Below are 21436 nucleotides of genomic sequence, written 5' to 3'. Positions count from 1 at the left end.
CCAAATGAGCCAACCCCATTATTACCCAAGGTCGGGCGGCACTCGCCGCCCACTGGGCAGTCCGCCGGCAGCGGACTGCTTTCCATTCCGAATGTTGGTTCGTTCTTTCGGAGAATGGTGGAGGAAAAGTGGACACGTTAGATAAAAGGTGGATACCGTTAGATAAAACCATCCAACGGTGAGATAAAATCGCTCAACGGTGAGATAAACTCCCGCAACCGTTAGAAAACCCCCACACCAAATGAGACAACCCCCTATTACCCAAGATTGGGCGGCGGTCGCCGCCCACTGGGCAGTCCGCCAGCAGCGGACTGCTTTCCATTCAGATGTTGGTTTGTTCTTTTGGAGAATGTCGGAAGAAAAGTGGACTCGTTAGATAAAAGGTGGATACCGTTAGATAAACCCCTCCAACGGTGAGATAAAATCGCTCAACGGTGAGATAAACTCCCACAACCGTGAGATACTACTCCATCCCCTAGATTCACCCCCCTCATAGCGATACAATAAGCAGTAATAGAAACTATCCATGAAAAGGAGCACACCCCAATGAAAATTACCAAAGCAGATATCTATGCAGTCGACTTTCCATTGAAAGAACCATTCATCATCTCCTATGCAAATTACCCGAGTATGGCGGCGATTATCGTAAAGCTCCAAACGGATACCGGGCTCATCGGCTACGGCGAAGCGGTGCCGGATGAGCATGTGACGGGCGAGCAGGTGGATGCGGCGTTTGAGGTACTGAAAAATGTGCTCGTTCCGCAAATTTTGGATCAGAGCCCTTTTGATATCGAGCACATCCATCACATAATGGATGCCGCAATAGCAAACAACCCGGCGGCGAAAGCGGCCATTGATATTGCCTGCTACGATCTGATGGGCAAAGCGACAGGCCAGCCGGTTTATAATCTCATCGGCGGGCGGGCGCATGACAATCTCCAATATCCGAAAGTGCTGAGCATCGAGCCGCCGCACATCATGGCGGAAAAAGCGGCGAAAGCTGTGAAGCAGGGATTCTCCAGCTTAAAGCTAAAAGTGGGGCTGGACGATGCGGCTCTCGACATCGAGCGGATTTATGCGGTGCGTGAAGCGGTCGGTGACGATGTACCGATCCGGATTGACGTCAATCAGGGATGGAAAACGGTAGGGGTAGCTGTACAGACGATCAATCGGCTGGCTGACGCCAATCTCACCTGGGTGGAACAGCCGATCCGAATGGGCGATATCCGCGGACTCGCTGAAGTGAGGCGCAAAGTGTCAACGCCGATCATGGCGGATGAAAGTGTGCGATCGATGGAAGATGTACTTGAAATCATTCGGCTGGATGCCGCAGATTATATCAACATCAAGCTGATGAAAGCGGGAGGAATATTTCCCGCGGTTGGGATGGCGAAAGCGGCGGAAGCTGCGGGCATCATCGCGCAGATCGGTTCGATGGTGGAATCGTCCGTGGGCTCGGCGGCCGGTTATCACGCCGTCATGTCGCGGAAGAATATTCAAAGTGCCGAACTGACAGGCCCGCTTTTATTCTCAGAAGAGATTGGCGACCTGCTTTACGAACTGCCCTTTGTGAAGTTGAGCGGCAAGCCGGGTCTCGGGATTGAGGTCGATGAAGCTCAATTAATGAAATTAACCACCAAATCAGCAACGGTGGAGAGAAAGGAAGAGCGATGATGGAAATCAAACAGCAAATACTCCAATACTTTAACCATTTCCACGCCAATCCCGAAGTGAGCTGGAAAGAATTCAAAACCACAGAAAAATTGAAGGAAATCATGCAAGGGTTGGACGTCCGTTATAATAGCTTCGAAGATCTCACCGGTTTGATCGCAGAAATCGGGCAGGGGGATGACATCGTCGCTGTGCGCGCGGATATCGATGCGCTGTGGCAAGAGGTGGGCGGCAAAGAGCAGGCGAATCATTCCTGTGGGCATGATGCCAATATGGCGATGGTGCTCGGCGCCTTACATTATTTAAAGGATGAAACCCTGATGAAACGTGTGCGTTTTATCTTCCAACCCGCAGAAGAGCAGGGCAATGGTTCGCTGTCGATGATTGAGCGCGGTGCTGTTGAAGGGGTCAGCCATCTGTTCGGCGTGCACTTGCGTCCGGCAGAAGAGCTGCCTTTCGGTAAAGTGTCGCCGGCGCTTCACCACGGATCCGGTATTTTCCTGAGAGGGAAGATTACAGGCGAGGATGCGCATGGTGCGCGGCCGCATCAAGGGAAAAATGCGATGGACGTCATAGCGGCGATCCATCAATTTGTTAAATCGATCTATTTTTCACCTTTTGAATCCTACTCGGCGAAGCTGACGAATATCCTAATGGGCGGCGAAAGTTTGAATATCATTCCGGGCAGTGCCACGTTTGCGCTCGATGTCCGCTCGCAGTCCAACGACTTGATGGACGAACTTCGGCAACGCATCGATGAAGGTTTTGAAACGATTGCCAAGCTATACGGCGTGGGACTCGACTGGGACTGGACCGACTTTACACCGGCAGCGGAAGTTTCCGATGAAGCGATGGAACTGGCGCGCGCAGCGATCCGCAAAGTGATTGGTGAAGAAAATACAGCGCAGCCGCTGCACACGACTGGCGCAGACGATTTTCATTTTTATACCATCCGGAAACCGGAACTGAAAGCGGCGATGGTCGGTGTGGGGGCTGATCTTACACACGGATTGCATCATCCCGATATGGCATTTAACACCGACGCGCTGGATATTGGCGCACGTGTTTTGGCGGAAACCTTGCGAAATGCCTGAAATATTTCCCGGGAAATATTGTGGCTAGTAATGCTAATGGCTCTCCCGCAATTTTTTCTTCTATGATAAGGTGTGATGAGCAAAAGGAATGCCCTCTCTTTGAAGAGGGTTTTCCTTTGCCCGAAACTATCGCTTGTATCAGGTTTTCTCTACTGCTGTAAAGGGTATAGACAATAAGTTTCGTTTCAATTTGGAGGAGGATGATGAAATGGATGCAGTTTTGGATGCGTTAACCTGGCTTGTTAACGAGGGAAATAATTTATTATGGACATACATATTAATCGGTTTACTATTAGGCCTGGGTGTCTATTTCACAATCCGCACTAAATTTGTGCAGGTTCGCCTGTTTGGCGAGATGTTCCGCGTCATCAGTGAAAAGAAAGACGGCGAAAAAGGGATTTCGGCATTTCAGGCCTTTACCATTTCGACGGCTTCACGTGTCGGAACAGGCAATATCACCGGCGTAGCGTTGGCAATTGCCATCGGCGGACCGGGAGCGGTGTTCTGGATGTGGATGGTCGCGTTGATCGGTATGGCGACAGCATTCATTGAAAGCACATTGGCGCAAGTTTATAAAGTGCGCGACGGCGAGCAATTCCGCGGCGGACCGGCTTATTACATGGAGAAAGCACTCGGCCAACGGAAACTGGGAATTGTATTCGCAGTGCTGTTGACGCTTGCATTTGGATTCATCTTCAACTCGGTGCAGTCAAATACCATTGCACAATCATTCGAAGATGTCTTTAATATTCCGGACTGGTCTGTCGGCCTCGGTTTAGTGATCTTAGCGGCAATCGTCATCTTTGGCGGCGTCAAGCGGATCGCAAAAGTGACGCAAATCGTTGTACCGGTAATGGCAACACTTTACCTCCTCGTTGCCATCTTTATTGTCATCACCAATATCACGGAAATCCCAGCAGTGTTCATGCTGATCGTCCAAAGCGCATTCGGGCTTGAAGAAGTGGTGGGCGGCGGTATCGGCGCTGCAATCATGCAGGGCGTACGTCGCGGATTGTTCTCGAACGAAGCCGGTATGGGTTCGGTTCCGAACGCTGCGGCATCTGCCAACGTTTCGCATCCGGCGAAACAAGGGCTTGTCCAAAGCCTTGGCGTGTTCTTCGATACAATCATCATCTGTTCGGCAACGGCGTTCATCATTATTCTTGCCGATCTGTATAGCACAAGCGAAGCAGAAGGAATCCTGTTGACGCAGGATTCGCTTGGTGTCCACGTCGGTGACTGGGCTCCGTACTTCCTGGCAATTGCGATTATGTTCTTTGCCTTCAGTTCGATTATCGGAAACTATTATTACGGTGAAACGAATATCGAATTCATCAATGCACACAGCGGCTGGCTGACGGCTTACCGTTTCGGCGTTCTCGCAATGGTCATGTTCGGTGCTATGGCGCAAGTCAGCCTCGTGTGGAGCATGGCCGATCTGTTCATGGGCATGATGGCCGTCATCAACCTCGTGGTCATTGCGCTTCTCGGCGGCACTGCCTTCAAAGTGCTCGATAATTACATGCAGCAGCGAAAAGCAGGCAAGAATCCGGAATTTTATGCCAAAGACATTCCTGGTTTGAAAAACACGGAATGTTGGGGAGAAGATCGGGATTAAGATGTAATCATGACCCCTTTGTCTGCGGACGGAGGGGGTGTTTTATTATTATGGCAAAAGATTGCTGATTGTAACATATTCTTAATGCCTGTGATATATAAAATATGTTAAAGTTAAACTCTGTGGAATACTATGCTGTGTGATGAAAGAATTTATTTGAAAATTATTTAATTCTATTCTAAATCTGATTTAAAGAGGCGAAAAATAATATGAAAAAAGTTTGTGTTGTTGGGTTAGGCTATATCGGTTTACCTACATCAGTTATGTTTGCGAATCATGGATATATGGTACACGGAGTGGATGTTAATGAAATAGCAGTGGACATGCTGTCGAAAGGCCAAATTCATATTGAAGAACCTTTACTTCAGGATTATTTGAATAGCGCTATTGAAAAAGCCACTTTTACAGTGTCAACTACTCCGGAAGAGGCGGATATGTTTATCATCGCAGTGCCTTCACCGATTGCTGAGGATAAAACTGCAAATATGGATTACATTAAAGCGGCAACTGCATCGATTGTTCCTTTTGTAAAAAAAGGTGATGTGGTTGTTCTTGAGTCTACAGTCCCGCCCCGTACAGTTTTGGATATTATGGTTCCAATATTGGAAAAGAGTGGTTTGGAACTTGGCTCTGAATTATACGTTTCCCATTCACCGGAGCGTGTTATTCCGGGTAAAGTGTTTGAAGAGCTTGTCAAAAACGACAGAATCGTGGGCGGATTAAATACTGTATCTGCTGAAGTCACGATTGAATATTACAAGAGTTTTGTTAAAGGAGACTTTTTCATCACCGATGCTACAACTGCTGAAATGGTTAAAGTGATGGAAAATACCTACCGGGACGTGAATATTGCTTTTGCCAATGAAATTGCCAAAATAAGTGAAAATGTCGGAGTGGATGCATGGGAAGCGATTGACCTTGCAAACCATCATCCGCGCGTTAATATCCATAAACCGGGTCCAGGAGTCGGAGGTCATTGTATCGCGGTCGATCCGTGGTTCCTTGTGGAAAAAGAAAAGGATTTATCTAAGATCATTCACTTGGCCCGTCAAACAAATGATGGAATGCCTGAGTATACGGTGGAAATGATTCAGAGAATCGTAGCGCATATCGATGCACCAAAAGTGGCTGTCCTGGGATTGGCATTTAAAGGAAACATTGATGATATTCGTGAAAGTCCTTCGATGGAAATTCTTACACATTTGAAAATGAAGAATGTGAATTATATAGCTTATGACCCACATGTAAAAGAAAATAAGGTTGGCGGACAGACACAGTCACTTGATGAAGCGGTCCAAAACGCTGATTTGATTGTCATCTTGACCGATCATCAAATTTTCAAAGATTATATTGCAGAAGAAGTCGGTTCAACGATGGAAAACAAAATTATTTTTGACACCAAAAATGCGATTAGCCGAGCTGCTTATGAAAAAGCTGGATTCTCAGTCTACAGACTTGGAGATGGCAAAGAAAACCCGGAAAATATCGACAAAAAGGTGATATTCACACGATAGATGGGAGAAGCCAAATTATGAAAGAACAGATTCTTGGAGTTAATGTAAGCAATCAGTCGCAGCAGGAATTGATGCGGCTGATTGACGCTGACATTAAAGAAAACAGAAAATCACGGATTGTCGCCATAAATCCTGAAAAAGTGATGATGGCAACAAAAGATGATAGTCTGAAAACTTTATTGAACGGTTCCACTTACCAAATTCCAGACGGTGTGGGAATCATGATCGCTTCACGTTTCAGGAATGGCCAGGTAAAAGAGCGCGTGACCGGAATCGGTATGATGGAAGCGTTGCTCGAGCTGGCGAATGAAAATTCGTTCCGGATTTTTATGTATGGCGCAAAGCCCGAAACAATCGAGCAAGCGGCTGGCATGATACAGCAAAGATATCCGAATCTGATCATTTCTGGCAAAATAGACGGCTATGAAACCGACCAGAATAAGATTTTACGCCTGATTAATGAAGCGAATCCCCAAATCCTTTTTGTTGCACTGGGCAGCCCGAAACAGGAGTTGTTCATTCAGGAAAATATGGACAGATTGAATGTCAATATTTTCCAGGGTGTTGGCGGAAGCTTTGACGTTTTCAGTGGGAATGTAAAACGGGCGCCTTCAATTTTCTTGAATACGGGTACTGAATGGCTTTACCGCCTGGTGTCGCAGCCGTCACGTATTATCCGGCAGATGGCTCTTCCTAAATTCCTGATCATGGCAATCCGCGAGAAAAAGGTTGGAGCCCAGTGAAGATACTCCACATTATTAGCGGCGGTGAAACAGGCGGATCGAAAAAGCATTTACTCCAATTATTCCAAAACCCTCCATTTGAAGCGGAATTGGTGCTCCTGACAGAAGGCGAATTTGCAGAAGAGGCCCGAAATCAACAGGTTAAAGTTACTGTGATTCAGCAAAATCGACGTTTTGATGGTTCAGCATCTAAAAAAATTCTTTCTTATATAGAAGAGAATGATTTTTCGCTGGTCCATTCACACGGTGCGCGTTCCAATTTTCTGGTCAACAATATCAAATCCAAGTTGCGGATTCCATGGTTTGTTACTGTTCACAGTGACCCCTCATTGGACTTTTTGCATCAGCCGAAACTCATCAATAAAATATTCACCTTTTTAAATAAACGGGCATTGCGGAATGCAGATCATCTTTTTGCTGTATCCGAAAAATTCAAGAACATGCTTATTGAAATGAAAGTCCCAGCTGTGAAAATTTCACCTATATTCAATGGCATCGAATTTCATGAAGAGGTTCCGCTATTCGATAAGGAAGAAATCAGAAAGACGCTGGATACCAAACCGGAAGATTTTGTATATTCAATAGTAGCCAGGCTGCATCCGGTAAAAGGACACGAAGTGTTGTTGAAAGCTTTCAAAGATTTGCCGATGAAAAACGTTAAATTATGGATTATCGGAGATGGCCAGTTAAAAGGCACTTTGATGAAAATGGCTGACAGCCAAGGCATCATGGACAAAGTCCAGTTTCTCGGCACCCGAAAAGACGTCGATCAATTGCTGTTTGCCTCAGACGTCTCCCTTCTCACTTCCTATAGCGAAAGCTTTCCTCTCGTATTATTGGAATCAGCGGATATGGGAACGCCAGTCATTTCGACAGATGTGGGTGGAGTAAAATCCCTGATCAACCCGGGCGTAACCGGTTGGATCATACCGCCAAACGACAAAGATGCCCTGATGAAAGCTTGTGTGGAAGCCTATAATTCTGATGCCGAGAAAATGGGAAAAGAATTAAGAGAATATGCCAAGGAAAACTTTTCCAATAAGAATTTACAGGATGAATTGTACCGTGTTTATCTGGGTTTTATTGCAAAAGAATAAGCATTTAGATCTATTTTGAATTTATTATATTACAATTTGAAGTTAGAGAATTCCCTTATATAGCAAGGGATAAAGACCTCCAATACATGTATTGGAGGTCTTTTTTGTATATCTGTAATAAAACTGTAATGTTTACCCAAGTTTTTTAATGTTAAACTCAATTGAGTAAAAAAAATACAAGTTTTTTAAAAAAGGAGAAATAAGGTAAATGAAATCAGTGAAATGGTTTGGGAGTCTTGCTCTAGCATCAGTAATTTCAGTATCAACTTTTATTTCTACTTCAGAAGCATCTGTATTTACAGATTTCGATAGAATTTCAGGCAGTGACAGATATGAAACATCCATACAAGTTTCCAAAAAAGGTTGGACCAACAATAGTACCAACAATGTCGTGTTAGCTATCGGCAATAACTATCCGGATGCATTGGCTGGAGCACCGCTAGCAAAGAAATTAAACGCGCCAATTCTTTTGACGAAAAAAGATTCTATTCCAAATTCCGTCCTTAAAGAAATTCAACGTGTCGGAGCAAAAAATGTTGTGATTTTGGGTGGAGCGGGCGTTGTCAGTGAGAATGTTGCTAATCAGTTGAAAGCTCAAGGGATCAACACCGAACGTGTAGCCGGTAAAAACCGTTACGAAACATCGGCATTGATTGCTGATAAAGTAGGGGGATCGACGGCAGTAGTTGCAAGCGGATCGAGTTTTGCCGATAGTTTGGCGATTGCATCCTATGCAGCAGAAAAAGGAATGCCGATTCTTTTGACGGCAACAGAAAAAATGTCATCAGGAGTTCAATCAGCTGCCACCGATTACAGTAATGTCATTATTGTCGGCGGTAAGTCAGCGGTAAGTTCTTCAGTTTATTACACATTGGGTGCTAACAGCTCCGTGAACAGAATATCAGGCAGTGACCGTTATGCAACGGCGGCAAAAGTTGTATCGGAATTATATCCGGCTTCAGTAAAAACTTCTTTAGTAGCCTCAGGCCAAAACTTTGCTGATGCTTTAACTGGATCGGCACTTGGCGCAAAAATTCAGGAACCTGTTCTTTTAGTAAAACAATCATCTTTGCCGTCGCCAACAAAGGCGGTAATTTCTGAGAAAAATGTTAATGCTTTAACAGTAATTGGTGGAGAATCAGCAGTTTCGCCTGATGCGTTGAACCCGAATCCGCCAGCACCGAAACCAGCACCAGCACCAGCACCAGCCCCGGCACCAGCGCCAACGCCAACTTCGGTTGATGTGCGAAGTGCTATTGTAGAAGAATCTTATAAATATGCAGGAGTTCGCTATGTCTATGGCGGTACAACTACAAGCGGATTTGATTGTTCAGGATTTATAGGATATGTATTTAAGCAAGAAGGAATTTCATTGCCAAGAACTACTGGCCAAATGGCAGTTGCAGGGAAAGCAGTGAGCTATGCAAATGCAAAACCTGGTGACCTTATCATCCTTGATCTTGTTAATTCCAAACCTACCAGAGCATCTCATGCCGGCATTTATCTTGGAAACGGCAAAATCATTCATGCCGGAGTGAGCACAGGCGTTACAGTTATGTCCTTGAATGCAAGCTGGGCAAACTGGGATAAAAAAATCGTTTCTGTAAGATCGTTTGTAAATTAAATAATATATAATAAAAAAATGGCTTTTAAGCCATTTTTTTTATATCCATTTTATAAAATATACTTTATACTAAATAAGTATTATTAAATAAATGTCAAATTTAGAGATAAAAGGAGGATTTACTTTGAAAAAATTGGTAAAATTATTAAGTTTTACATTGCTTTTGGGAATGTTAATTGGAGTGACTCAAGTCAGTGCTGCACCGGAAGATTTTAGTGTGAAAGTGAAGTTGATCAATACCTTTGGTGCACAAGGCCCTTATACTACTTATATTTTTGAACCAAAAGGCGAATCAGTCTTGAAAGAAAATACATCGGTAGTGCTTGCCAAGGACAAAAAATATACAGTCCTCGTGGTAAATGGGAAAATGGCCATTAAAGAAGGAACAAAAGTGATTGCAAAAGATTTGGCCACAGTAACTGTAGCGCCAAAAGTTTATAATAAGGAAAATCATGTGTACATATATCGCGGCAACAAACCGGAGATCAAGCATCCTTATATGGGGACGATAACATTCCGTATGTCCGGTACCACTCAAATTCAACCAGTTAACGAGCTGTTGTTCGAAGACTATTTGAAAGGTGTGCTTCCGGGAGAAACGCCAGCAAGCTGGGGCAATCAAGGCGGAATGGAAGCTTTGAAAGCTCAGGCTATCGCAGCACGTTCGTATGTTTTTGCTAAAGCGGGCGGAAAATTTACTGTTGAAATCGATGACAGCACAAATTTCCAGGTCTTCAAAGGTTTTATTTGGGACAAAATCTCGCCGAAGTATTTGTCAGCATACGAAAACACGAATCGCGCTGTAGATGAAACAGCGGGTCAAGTCATGACTTTCAAAAAACCTGATGGCAAGGACGGCTTTGTTCGTTCGTATTTCTCAGCGAGCAACGGGGGACAAACAGAACTTCCACAGCAGTATTGGTCTGGGAAAGTGCCTTATCTCACTAAGAGCCAAAAAGACGATTACGATTTAGAAAGCAAAATTTCGTGGGAGCTGACTTGGCTCAGACAGCAATTGAACTCTTCACTCGATTTGTCCTCGCCGGCTAAATGGTGGGGCGATGTTGGAGAAAAGGGTCTTTATGCAGCGAATATGCCGAAGGCCAATGATTCAATAGCATTTAAAGAATTCAAAAAATACGTCCAAAACGAATTAACAAAACTGGATTCTTCTATAGAGTCGATCAAAATTGCTTCCATCGACAGCATGTCAAAGAAAGATTATCCAAACACAGGTAAAGTTTCTGAAATTACAACGAACATTTCGTATTACACCAGACATAAAAATGGCACGACCCTTTCATACGACATGATTCCGGGTGCACAGTCCCAAACTTTATCAGGCGAATTGCGTTACGATACGGCAGCCAATATCGCCCGTGAATATGTGGGATCCGGCAAAGCGAACACCATCGTTCTTGGCCGTGGCGATATTCCTGCGGATGCACTCGCCGGAACCGTGCTGGCCCATAAATTCAGCGCACCACTTTTGCTGACACGCAATAATTCATTGCCGGCCACTGTGGAATCGTTTGTAAAAGATAAAGTTAACCCTGGAGCGAAGGTTTACCTGCTCGGAGGGAAGTCTGCTATTTCAGCCAGTCTTGAAAAAAATCTCCGGGACCGCGGCTTTGACGTAGAACGCCTATCCGGTGAAAACCGGACAGATACATCCATCGCAATCGCGAAAGAAGTAGGAAGCACTGGCGGCAAAGCCATGATCGCTTCCGGCAGCGCGAATTCGTCAGACGCACTGTCTGCATCTGCTTATGCCGCTTCAAAACAAATTCCAATCATTATTCATTTCGGTAAAAGTGTAACTGCACAAACGACAGATTACTTTACTCAGAGTGGGACAAAAACAATCTCCTTAATCGGAGGTACGGCCGCGATTCCGGCACTGGTTCAAACAGAACTTCAAAAGAATTTCACAGTGGAGCGAATCAGCGGTAAAACGCGTGTGGATACAAGCATTGCGGTAAACGAGCAATTGCCGTTGACAGGTGAAAATATTGTAATCGGCAATGCTTACCAGTTTATCGATTCGCTTGCAGGTTCAGTACTTGCAGCAAAAACGGGATCACCGATTATTCTTCTTCACCCGGATGCAGATAAAATGCCGACATCTTTCTTTGAAGCTCTGCCAGTTAAAAAACAGGCATACTTCCTTGGCGGTTCTAAGGTTATTTCCGAGGATCTGAAAGCTGCAGTCAACGAATATGTTGCTGGAGAATTGAAGAAAAAGAAAATGGCTGTTACATTTAAAGGCTCTGTAGCAACAACTTACCCTGCTACAATGTCGAGTTACAGAACGATGTTGGGAGTCGGAGTATTGAAAAGTGTCGACTTCGATTTGGTTAACAGCACGGATAAAATTGTCATGAACGGTAAAGGCCATGGCCACGGTATCGGGATGAGCCAACACGGCGCATTCAACAGATCTGTGGATGGTCACTCCGCATCTGACATTCTGAATTTCTATTACCAGGGAATCACCATAAAAACACGAGAGAAAATTATTCAATAATATAGAGAGATCCGGCAGATTCAAATCTGCCGGGTTTTTTTTTTGAGGAAATTTGTGTCAGTAATTTTGTTGTACTTATTACAGAAATGTAAATTTCGTGTTAATATAAGTACATCTTACTCAAGAGGAGAAAATTATGAAAATTAATAACAAAGTAACTATGCCTTTACTCTTTATTCTAGTAATATCTAGTGTATTATTGATAAAAATCGCTTTTTTCAGAAATGAAGTCCTTGGGGAAGTATCTTTGCTGCGCATTCTATTATTGGAATTTCCAATCTGGATGCTGTTTCCGGCTATCATGCTATGGAGCAGAAAAAAGTTTAGCTTCATTGCAGTGGCAATCTATAATGTGGCTGTATCTTTCCTGTTTCTTGCCGTTATCTGGTATGAAAGGTATTTCTTGACTATCCCGTCTTATTTCGACCTCAAGCAATCCGACCAGGCGGGGTCTGTGATGGAAACTTTGGCTTTATTGTACAAGCCGGCAGATTTTTTGTTTTTCTCTGATGTTCTAGTGTTCGCCGTGCTGTTGATTGCAGCCCGTAAAGTGAACCTGCCGTCGGTGGATAGAAAGATGTATGGAGCCTTGCTTGCCGTCTTGCTGTTTTTGACAATTGGAACATCATTCGTAGCGCTCCAGAAAAATATGACGGATGTCGCTCTATTTGCGAAGGAAAATGGCTTTGTGCAAACGCAACTGACACAAATTTATAAAGCGAATAGTGTCGGCTTTGCAGAAGGAAACAGTTTGACTGCTGAGGAGCTTGCCGGATTGAAAGGCAATGAGTTTGTGGAATATGCAAATCATGACCGGTTCGGGATTGCAGAAGACCGCCATCTGTTCTTGATCCAAGTGGAATCCATGCAGGAATTTGTCATTAACAATAAAGTGGACGGCCAGGAGATTACACCGAACATCAATCGATTGTTGGAGGATAGCCTCAACTTTGATAATATGTTCCAGCAAATCGGGGCCGGCAACACATCTGATGCTGAATGGCTCATTCATACTTCCCTTTATCCGAAAGGCAGGGAAGCCACGGTGAATTACCTCAATGGCGAAAAAATGCCTTCGCTGGTAAGCATGTTGAATTTCGATGGCTATTACACCACCACTTATCATGCGGATAAAATCGAATACTGGAACAGGGATAAACTTTATCCGACTTTAGGCTTCGATAAATATTACAGCTTGAAGGATATGCCCAATGAAGACGTTATTGGCATCGGACCATCAGATAGAGTGATGTTTGAATTTGCTGAGAAAGAAATCGAGGAACAGCTTCAGGACGGAGAAAAAATTTATGCCAACCTGATGACGATGACAAGCCATACGCCATTTATCATACCGGTTGAAGAAAAATTACTGGATCTCCCGGAAAGGTTTGGCGGTACTTATACCGGCGATTATCTTCAGTCCATCCGCTACACTGATGAAGAGATCGGGAAATTTATAGAATTTTTAAAGGAACAGGGGATTTATGAGGAATCGTTGATTGTCATTACCGGCGATCATTCAGGTTTACACGGCAGGCCCATGGAAGCGGATGATGTGGAATTGGTCAGTGAAGTGGTTGGCAATCAATATACGATTAAAGACCGGTTTCTTCTGCCCTTCATTATCACAGCGCCGGGGTTGTTCGAAAACGAAACCGTTTCACATTTTGGCGGACAGATTGATATGATGCCCACAATGTCAAACCTTTTGGGACTGGTTCCGAATATGCCGATCATCGGCCATAATCTTTTGGAATATGACAACAATCTTTTGACTATGCGTTATTATTTATCGGGCGGTTCATACATGGACGGTGAAAATGTTTACCTTGGGGCTAATGCGAAGTTTCCTGAACGCTATTACGATTATTCCGATATGGAGCGGATCGATATTGAAAAAGAAAAAATCGAACAAAATCTGGATGAAATCCAACAAATCATCGATTACTCGGATAATCTTTTGAAAAGGTATTTAAGTGAAACGGAAGTCGAATAAGCCCAACTGAATACCACCCACATCTCAGACTGCACAGAATACCCTAATATGGGGGAAATGTGCAGTTTTTTATTGTAATCAAGAGCTTTTCTATTCATAAAAAAAGGGCAGAAAAGCTCATCATATAAATGTAAAGGGATAAGGCTCCATGTGTTTGGCAAGCTTGCTATTATCAGCAATAAGAAAGGAGAATATGAAAAAATTTGTTATATACTGTATAAAAATACCTACCAAAAACACAAAAAAGTTAAATACCCTAAATTTAAAAATCAAAACTACTCACAATGTCTTATTTTTGTTTAATAATGTAAATTTATCTTGTTTGTTACTAATTTAAGGGGTAGGATTACTATATAGAAAGAGAGGGAATAGTTGTTGAAAAAAATTATAAAAATCTCCTTAATGTTTCTGTTGATATTCGCCTTTGGATTTAAACCTCTGGAACCATTAGCTGCAAGTACACAACCTACAGTTATTCTTGATCCGGGTCACGGAGGGAAATACGGTGGTACTGCCGGATATTCTGGTAACCGTACCGGTTATTATGAAAAGCACGCAAATGTGGAAGTTTCGAACCGTATCAAGTCGGAACTGGAAAAACTGGGTTTTAAAGTTATTCTTACCAGAACTTCTGATACGGCATTCTCAAATCTGTCTATAAATGCAGATTTGCGTGAAAGAACAAAAGTTGCTAACAGTTTTGCAACTGGCAATAATGATAATTCCATCTTTGTTTCAGTTCATCACAATGCTTCTGTTTCTCCTACTTTTGGAGGGTATGAAACTTACTATTACAATAATAAGTATCCAGATCCAAGCTATCCGGCAGATCCAACGCAAGTCCATTATTCACCGGAAAGCCAGCGATTGGCTGAAGTATCACATAAAGCAGTTCTCAGTTCAGGAATCAAAGAAGGACGCGGACTAGTACCAAGCAGCTTTTACGTTACAAGAATGTCTCACGTGCCTGCAGTTTTACTTGAAGTGGGATACATGTCGAACCCTACCGAAGAAGCAATGATCAAGACCGCTTCATTTCAGCAAAAAGTGGCTACAAACTTTGCAAAAGGGGTAAATTCTTTCTTTAACGTATATGTTGTAAATGATTCAAAAGGAAAAGCGGTTAAACATTTCGTTTCCAAGACAGATGCGATTAATTATGCGAAAAACATTCCTTCCAGCACAGTTACATATAAAAAGACTGGACAGGTCGTAAGTGGTGGATCTACTCCTCCACCAGCTGAAGGTGCTAAAGTATATGGTGTGTATCACTCGTCAGTGGCAATGAGCAATAATTTCTTCTCCACTGAGCAGGATGCAATAACTCATGCGAAGAAATACAAAAACACACGAGTGGTCAATACTTCAAGCAAGTCAATATTATGGTCGAATTACTTGCCGCAAAGATATCTTGTGACAGATAAGAGCGAAAGTGTCGTAAAACGCTTCTATCAGGAACAGGAAGCCATCGCTTATGCGAGCAAGCTATCTGCAGCTTCAGTTGTGGACGATCTGACTACCAATATCTTATGGTCGAACTTTAAAAACAAGAACTTTATCGTCCGTTCAAAAGATAAAGGGAATATGATTTCATTGTATAATCGTGAAGAAGCAAGAGATTATATGAATCTTTGGAACAATACAGAATTATTTGATGTCTGGGCAAACAGAGCAGTTGATACCAGCGCGAGTACTTCGAAATATGCTTACGCTCCGAAGAATATTTACGCTGCTGATCGGTTAAAGACAGCAATTGAAGTTTCCAAACAATTATATCCAACCGGTTTTGGATCAACAAAACCACGTAAAACTGTAGTAATTGCAACATCGAGTGATTACGCAGATGCGTTGACTGCGGGACCATTAGCTTCTTATTATGGAAATGCACCAATTCTGCTGAATAGACAGGGCTCACTTTCTCCTGATGTCGAGGCGGAATTGAAACGTCTGAAAGCCAATCACATTTTCCTTGTTGGTGGTACAGCTGCACTTTCAAGCTCAGTTGAAAGCAAACTGAAAAGTATGGGCATCACTGTCGAACGCCTGTCAGGAAAAACGCGCTATGAAACAAATGCGAAAGTCAATGAGAAATTGCCAAGTTCAGATGGCCTAATAGTAGCTACTGGTGCAAATTATCCTGATGCATTGACGGGTGCAAGTGTTGCCGTTGTAAAACAATGGCCTATCGTTTTAACTAGAGACGGCTTACCGACTCCTGCACGCCTTGCAAACGCATTTGGTGACAAAATTGTAATCGTTGGAGGCACTCAGGCAGTTCCTGCAACTATAGAAAAAGAATTGTCCAATAGATTTGGTGCAGATATGGTGGAACGTTTATCCGGTAAAACCCGTTATGAAACGTCCGTGGCAGTTATCAACCGTTTCAAGGATGATTTTGTTTCTTCTAAATTAGTCGTTTCTGTAGGAACGAATTATCCGGATGCACTTGTGTCATCTTCCATGTCAGCTCGCTATGAAGCACCTTTATTCCTGGTGAGAGACGATGGTGTGCCAGCAGAAGTCAAAACGGCAATCAGCAAACACAGTACAGAAAAGTTAATTGATCAAACTTATTACATCGGTGGAACTATTTCCTCTACTGTTAAGTCTCAAATTAATGGATTGCAAAAATGATGAGGTGGAAACTATGAAAAAACTAAGTATAATTTTATTGGCATCAGTAATGTTAGCTGCTTGCGGAGAAGAAGATGCAAAGCAGGAAGAAGAATTGGCGAACGGCACAACAGGTGATTCTTCAACTGAAGAGCCGGCTGAAGAAGTATCAGAAGAAACTACTGAGGATTCAGAAACAGAAGAAGAGCCTGCATCTGAAGAAGAAGTTGTTGAACCCGCAGGATTCCTGGCATATATTCCAGCGGCCGGGTTAGTGAAAAACTTCGAGGTCGATTCATTCGAACTGACACGCACAGTACTTGAAGTAAAAGACAACAAAGTTTTGGAAGAGATCACATTTGGTGACGTAAAAACTATCCAGATTTCAGAATGGACAGAAAGCGGCATGAAAATGCTCTATAACACGGGTGAAACAGAAGGAATCACAGACATTTCGATTGACGGCATCGAACCTACTTCCGAACCTATCGTGATGATTGATGAAGCTAATTCTACTGAAGGTGAATGGCTGGTAGTCAGCAAAGAGGAAACACTTGAACTGCCTGCAGGAACTTTTGAAAACGTCACTGTTATTGAACAGGTTCTGAAATCAGAAAGCTCTGATCAAGTAACGACATTAACTCAATATTTCGCTCCTGAACTTGGTTTTGTAAAAGAGAAGACCGTCATTACCAATGGAGAAAAAGAAGACATCAGTGAAGTAAATCTTGTAAGTTTCGAATAGGATATTGTAACTAAGCCGGCTGGTTTTCCAGTCGGCTTTTTTTTTATGTTTTATGTTTGGAGCCACCCCAGAACCGCTCGGCATCTGCACTTAAAAGATGGAAAAAGAGAGTATTCATTACCCAATGCCGATTCGGTTAGTTAATTTACTGTGAAATCGGCTGCTGCAAAATGTATTAAGTGCCCGAAGTAAATTTTTTTCAATTAATTAACTAACCAGCTGCTATTAACCAGTTGTACCAAAAAAAATCTGAATTTTAAATTTTGCAAACGCTTTCAATAAATTTACAAAAAATTACGTTAATATCATTAAAGTTGTAGTATTATGAATATAGGGATATACGCCTTGCTTCAAACAGATAGAGAGGAGGATAAACCCAGGGCGTTTATTAAAAATATAACTAGGATGGTGGAAAAATGTCGAAAAAGATTTTTTCAACGGTTACAGCAGCAGCTTTAGCTATTTCTGCGTTTGGCGTTCAAACTGTGTCAGCAGATGAACACGGTTTTGATCTGACAATCATGCATACGAACGACACGCACGCAAATCTTGAAAATGCACCAAAACGTGCCACGTTGATCAACAACATTCGCGCTGAAAAAGCAAACAACTTATTGTTGGATGCTGGTGATGTATTCTCTGGAACTCTTTATTTCAACCAATTCGAAGGAGAAGCAGATCTGGCATTGATGAATTACATGCAATATGACGCTATGACTTTCGGTAACCACGAATTTGATCTTGGTTCTTCAGCAGAAGGTCATGCAGCTCTAGCTGAATTTGTTGGAAATGCAGACTTCCCGATGGTTGGCGCTAACGTAGATTTTTCAGCTGATGCGAATATGTCTGGACTGGTAAATGCGGATGCTTATACATTCACAGCTGCCAACGGAGAAATTTACAGCGGCTTTGTTAAAGAAGTGGGCGGCGAAAATGTCGGAATCTTTGGTTTGACTACTGCTGAAACTGCAGACATCTCTAGCCCTGGTGATGTAGTATTCACTGATTATATTGAAGCAGCTCAAGAAGCTGTTGACTGGTTTGAAGCAAATGACGTAAACAAAATCGTAGCATTGACGCATATCGGCTATAACGATAATGCAACAGTTGATAACGATCAGGAATTGGCGAAAGCTGTGCCGGAAATCGACATTATCGTTGGTGGCCACACGCACACAGAACTGTTGCCGCCTACACAAATCGGTACGACAGTTCTTGTTCAAGCACACGAATACAATAAAGTCTTGGGCCAGTTGGATGTAACATTTAACGACGCAGGTGTGATCACTGCATTTGCAGGCGAACACCATAACGTTGCAGAGGCAGCTGTTGACCAAGGAGCTGCAGATATCCTTGAACCATTTACAGCAGAAGTTAAAGAATTGGAAGCAACAGAAATCGGCGTTGACGCTGGCGTATTCCTAAACGGTACACGCGGTGAAAACGGTATCCGTGCCAGTGAAACGAACCTCGGTAACTTCATCACTGACGGAATGTTGGCAGCTGCTAAGGAAATCGATGCAGATACCACAATCGCGCTTCAAAACGGCGGCGGCATTCGTGCTTCCATCGAAGAAGGACCGATCACTTACGGTGAAGTATTGACAGTATTGCCGTTCGGCAACGCTTTAGCAATCATGAAAGTAACTGGTGCGGAAATACGTGATGCACTTGAACACAGTGTACGTTTATTCCCTGCCGAAAATGGCGGATTCCTTCATGCATCCGGCTTGATCTTTAATTATGATGGATCAGCAACTGCAGGAGAGCGCGTATTGAGTGTATACGTGCAAACTGAAGAAGGCGTAGAAGAATTAGTGGATTCAGAAACTTACACAGTTGCAACGAATACGTTCACTGCCAAAGGCGGCGACGGATTTGATATGTTCGGTGCAGCGTATGAAGACGGACGCGTAACAGAGCCGGGCAACATCGACTTTGAAATGTTTGTGAACCATGCGCAATCATTCGGTACAGTTATTGAACCGACTGAAGAAGGACGCATCAAACAAGTACGTCTTTCAGGTGCTGACCGTTACGCAACATCGGTAGCAATTTCGAAAGAAGGCTGGGAATCCTCAAAAGTTGTAGTAATTGCACGCGGAGATGACTTTGCGGATGCATTGACTGCAACGCCATTAGCTTACCAGCAGGATGCGCCAATTCTATTGACGCGCTCTAACCGTCTGGATGCAAATGTAAAAGCTGAAATTCAGCGTCTTGGCGCTGAAAAAGCAATTATCCTTGGCGGAACATCAGCGATTTCAAACACGGTTCTAAACGAGATCAAAGGCAACTTGGCCGGTTTACAAGCAACAGAAAGAATCGGCGGTAAAGATCGTTATGAAACGTCGAAGAAAATCGCTTCACGTCTGGGCGGAAATTCTGACGCTGCAGTAGTTGTCAGCGGCTTGAACTACCCGGATGCACTATCAGCCAGCTCGTTTGCGGCTGTTGAAGAAATGCCGATTCTATTAACTCGTCCTGACAGAATTCCTGCTTACACACAAGAAGCGCTGAAAAACATCGCTTCGACATTGGTTGTCGGCGGAACAGTCGCAGTTTCTGAAGATGTTGAACGCAAGCTTCCGAATGCAGCACGCATCAGCGGAGCAGACCGTTACGAAACATCAGCTGAGATCGCGAATGAGTTCTTCTTAGAAACTGGTTTAGCATTTGTTGCAAGCGGACGCGGCTTTGCGGATGCATTGACTGGCAGCAACCTGGCAGCAAACTACCAGGCACCTATGCTATTGGTTAAACCGAATGCTGTACCAGCAAGCGTTGATCAATTGGCAACTCAATACTGGACAGTTTACATTGCCGGCGGAACTCTCGCAGTTTCACCGGAAGTTGCAAAAGCATTGCACCAGTAATAGATCGAAAAAGAGAACCGGAATTTCCGGTTCTCTTTTTTTTTTGTCCAATAAAAAAACCGTGATACTCCAAAAGGCGATCCCCTTAAACTGTAGCGAACAGCCAGTATGAGAAACTCCTTGGAATTTCATTAGAATTCCATGAAATCCTATAAATCCCATCCTCTTTCATTTAAACTGTATATAGATAAATTTTTACTAAAAGGAAGTGGAATGCATGCGGAATTTACTAGTATTACTCATTGGATTTTTAATTTTGCTGGCTGCATTCATAATTCTGCCTATTCGTGAACATGGAGAAACCCCCGATGCCAAGGTACCGGATATGGAAAAGAAAAAATATATTGTAACTTCAAAATCTATTAAAGCCCATTGGAAAAAACCATTCGAAATAACTTTAATCCATAACAACGACAGTCATTCGGTTCACGACAATATTGCTAGAACTGCTACGCTAGTTGAAGAAATCCGCAAAGCGAACGATAATACCTTGCTATTGTCGGCAGGAGACGTAACCTCTTGGAATATCGGGGCAAAAAGGGAAGATGCAATTGCAAATGCATTTTTTATGAATCACTTTGGCTATGACGGCATGGTGCTGGGTAATCATGAATTCGATCTTGGGGAAGGAATCGTGAATCATGAAGCCCTAGGAAATTATATTAAAGATTCTGCATATCCCGTACTGGCTGGAAATGTCGACTTTTCCCGAGATGAATTTTTAGAACCACTTGCCGATTATAGCTATTCCGACGAACCAGTGGAGGGCCGGATCAATAAAGGGTACACGATTACAGTGGGCGAGGAGCAAATCGGCATTTTCGGAATTACACATTACAAAGACGTAGTAACCGTGCCGGGAGATGTCAGTTTCGCCGATTATACGGAAACGGCCAAAGAAGCAGTGGCTCATTTTGAGTCGCAGGGGATAAACAAAATTATTGCCTTGACCCATATTGGAATTGGCAATGACCGGAGGCTGGCAGAAGCTGTCCCTGAAATTGATGTGATCATCGGGGGCCACTCCCATGTCACCACCTCTCCCCCCAACAAAATTGGCGACACACTCGTGCTCCAGACTGGAGAATACAACACCTATCTGGGAGAGTTGAAGCTCGCTTTTGATGAGAAGGGGAAAATCAGTGATCATCAGGGCAAACTCCATAAAGTGGCAGAAGCAGAGCATCACCCGATGACAACGGAATTATTGTCAATTTACAATCAGGCAATCCAGTTGAAAATCAATACGTATGCGGATCTGATGCAATATGCAGAGGAATTCGGAATTGAAGCCACAGATTTTGAACTGGCGGAGTGA

The 21436-nt window shown here is 43.4% G+C and carries 13 protein-coding genes; all 13 read left to right on the top strand.

Annotation, left to right across the window (positions count from 1 at the left end):
- Positions 1 to 546 precede the first annotated feature (546 nt).
- The 13 genes from DHX103_RS04000 (at position 547) to DHX103_RS03940 (ending at position 21436) form a co-directional block, all read left to right on the top strand.
- Positions 547 to 1674, top strand: a complete 1128-nt coding sequence (locus tag DHX103_RS04000; RefSeq protein ID WP_422123980.1) for a mandelate racemase/muconate lactonizing enzyme family protein — start codon at positions 547 to 549, stop codon at positions 1672 to 1674.
- Complete coding sequence (locus DHX103_RS03995) at positions 1674 to 2765, top strand: amidohydrolase (protein ID WP_422123979.1); 1092 nt, start codon at positions 1674 to 1676, stop codon at positions 2763 to 2765. The genes DHX103_RS04000 and DHX103_RS03995 overlap by 1 nt, the downstream gene beginning before the upstream one ends.
- Positions 2766 to 2973: 208 nt before the next feature.
- Positions 2974 to 4383: an alanine/glycine:cation symporter family protein gene (locus DHX103_RS03990; protein WP_422123978.1), complete on the top strand. Its 1410-nt coding sequence runs from the start codon at positions 2974 to 2976 to the stop codon at positions 4381 to 4383.
- A 209-nt stretch (positions 4384 to 4592) separates the two neighbouring features.
- Positions 4593 to 5897, top strand: a complete 1305-nt coding sequence (locus DHX103_RS03985; RefSeq protein ID WP_422123977.1) for a nucleotide sugar dehydrogenase — start codon at positions 4593 to 4595, stop codon at positions 5895 to 5897.
- A gap of 17 nt (positions 5898 to 5914) precedes the next feature.
- Positions 5915 to 6640: a WecB/TagA/CpsF family glycosyltransferase gene (locus DHX103_RS03980; protein ID WP_422123976.1), complete on the top strand. Its 726-nt coding sequence runs from the start codon at positions 5915 to 5917 to the stop codon at positions 6638 to 6640.
- On the top strand, positions 6637 to 7737 hold the full coding sequence (locus DHX103_RS03975) for a glycosyltransferase (protein ID WP_422123975.1): 1101 nt from the start codon (positions 6637 to 6639) through the stop codon (positions 7735 to 7737). The genes DHX103_RS03980 and DHX103_RS03975 overlap by 4 nt, the downstream gene beginning before the upstream one ends.
- Before the next feature lie 208 nt (positions 7738 to 7945).
- Positions 7946 to 9361 (top strand): cell wall-binding repeat-containing protein, encoded by a 1416-nt coding sequence (locus tag DHX103_RS03970; protein ID WP_422123974.1) that lies wholly within the window; start codon positions 7946 to 7948, stop codon positions 9359 to 9361.
- 124 nt (positions 9362 to 9485) lie between these two features.
- Positions 9486 to 11888, top strand: a complete 2403-nt coding sequence (locus DHX103_RS03965; RefSeq protein ID WP_422123973.1) for a SpoIID/LytB domain-containing protein — start codon at positions 9486 to 9488, stop codon at positions 11886 to 11888.
- Positions 11889 to 12024: 136 nt separating this feature from the next.
- Positions 12025 to 13884, top strand: coding sequence for an LTA synthase family protein (locus tag DHX103_RS03960; protein WP_422123972.1), 1860 nt, complete (start codon positions 12025 to 12027; stop codon positions 13882 to 13884).
- 372 nt (positions 13885 to 14256) lie between these two features.
- Positions 14257 to 16518, top strand: coding sequence for a cell wall-binding repeat-containing protein (locus DHX103_RS03955; protein WP_422123971.1), 2262 nt, complete (start codon positions 14257 to 14259; stop codon positions 16516 to 16518).
- A 13-nt stretch (positions 16519 to 16531) separates the two neighbouring features.
- A complete protein-coding gene (locus DHX103_RS03950) occupies positions 16532 to 17242 on the top strand; it encodes a hypothetical protein (protein WP_422123970.1) in 711 nt (236 codons plus the stop codon).
- A 416-nt stretch (positions 17243 to 17658) separates the two neighbouring features.
- Positions 17659 to 20118: a cell wall-binding repeat-containing protein gene (locus DHX103_RS03945; protein WP_422123969.1), complete on the top strand. Its 2460-nt coding sequence runs from the start codon at positions 17659 to 17661 to the stop codon at positions 20116 to 20118.
- A 217-nt stretch (positions 20119 to 20335) separates the two neighbouring features.
- Positions 20336 to 21436: a bifunctional metallophosphatase/5'-nucleotidase gene (locus DHX103_RS03940; RefSeq protein ID WP_422123968.1), complete on the top strand. Its 1101-nt coding sequence runs from the start codon at positions 20336 to 20338 to the stop codon at positions 21434 to 21436.

It is taken from the genome of Planococcus daihaiensis (assembly GCF_049262615.1).
Classification (GTDB): domain Bacteria; phylum Bacillota; class Bacilli; order Bacillales_A; family Planococcaceae; genus Planococcus.
The sequence above is the reverse complement of the archived record's forward strand: the minus strand, read 5'-3'. Positions and strand labels throughout refer to the sequence as shown.

Excerpts from the sequence above, each read along its gene's own strand:
- DHX103_RS04000 (WP_422123980.1), top strand. The coding sequence starts at position 547 with ATGAAAATTACCAAAGCAGATATCTATGCAGTCGACTTTCCATTGAAA.
- DHX103_RS03990 (WP_422123978.1), top strand. The coding sequence starts at position 2,974 with ATGGATGCAGTTTTGGATGCGTTAACCTGGCTTGTTAACGAGGGAAAT.
- DHX103_RS03940 (WP_422123968.1), top strand. The coding sequence starts at position 20,336 with ATGCGGAATTTACTAGTATTACTCATTGGATTTTTAATTTTGCTGGCT.
- DHX103_RS03945 (WP_422123969.1), top strand. The coding sequence starts at position 17,659 with ATGTCGAAAAAGATTTTTTCAACGGTTACAGCAGCAGCTTTAGCTATT.
- DHX103_RS03960 (WP_422123972.1), top strand. The coding sequence starts at position 12,025 with ATGAAAATTAATAACAAAGTAACTATGCCTTTACTCTTTATTCTAGTA.
- DHX103_RS03995 (WP_422123979.1), top strand. The coding sequence starts at position 1,674 with ATGGAAATCAAACAGCAAATACTCCAATACTTTAACCATTTCCACGCC.
- DHX103_RS03950 (WP_422123970.1), top strand. The coding sequence starts at position 16,532 with ATGAAAAAACTAAGTATAATTTTATTGGCATCAGTAATGTTAGCTGCT.
- DHX103_RS03980 (WP_422123976.1), top strand. The coding sequence starts at position 5,915 with ATGAAAGAACAGATTCTTGGAGTTAATGTAAGCAATCAGTCGCAGCAG.
- DHX103_RS03970 (WP_422123974.1), top strand. The coding sequence starts at position 7,946 with ATGAAATCAGTGAAATGGTTTGGGAGTCTTGCTCTAGCATCAGTAATT.
- DHX103_RS03985 (WP_422123977.1), top strand. The coding sequence starts at position 4,593 with ATGAAAAAAGTTTGTGTTGTTGGGTTAGGCTATATCGGTTTACCTACA.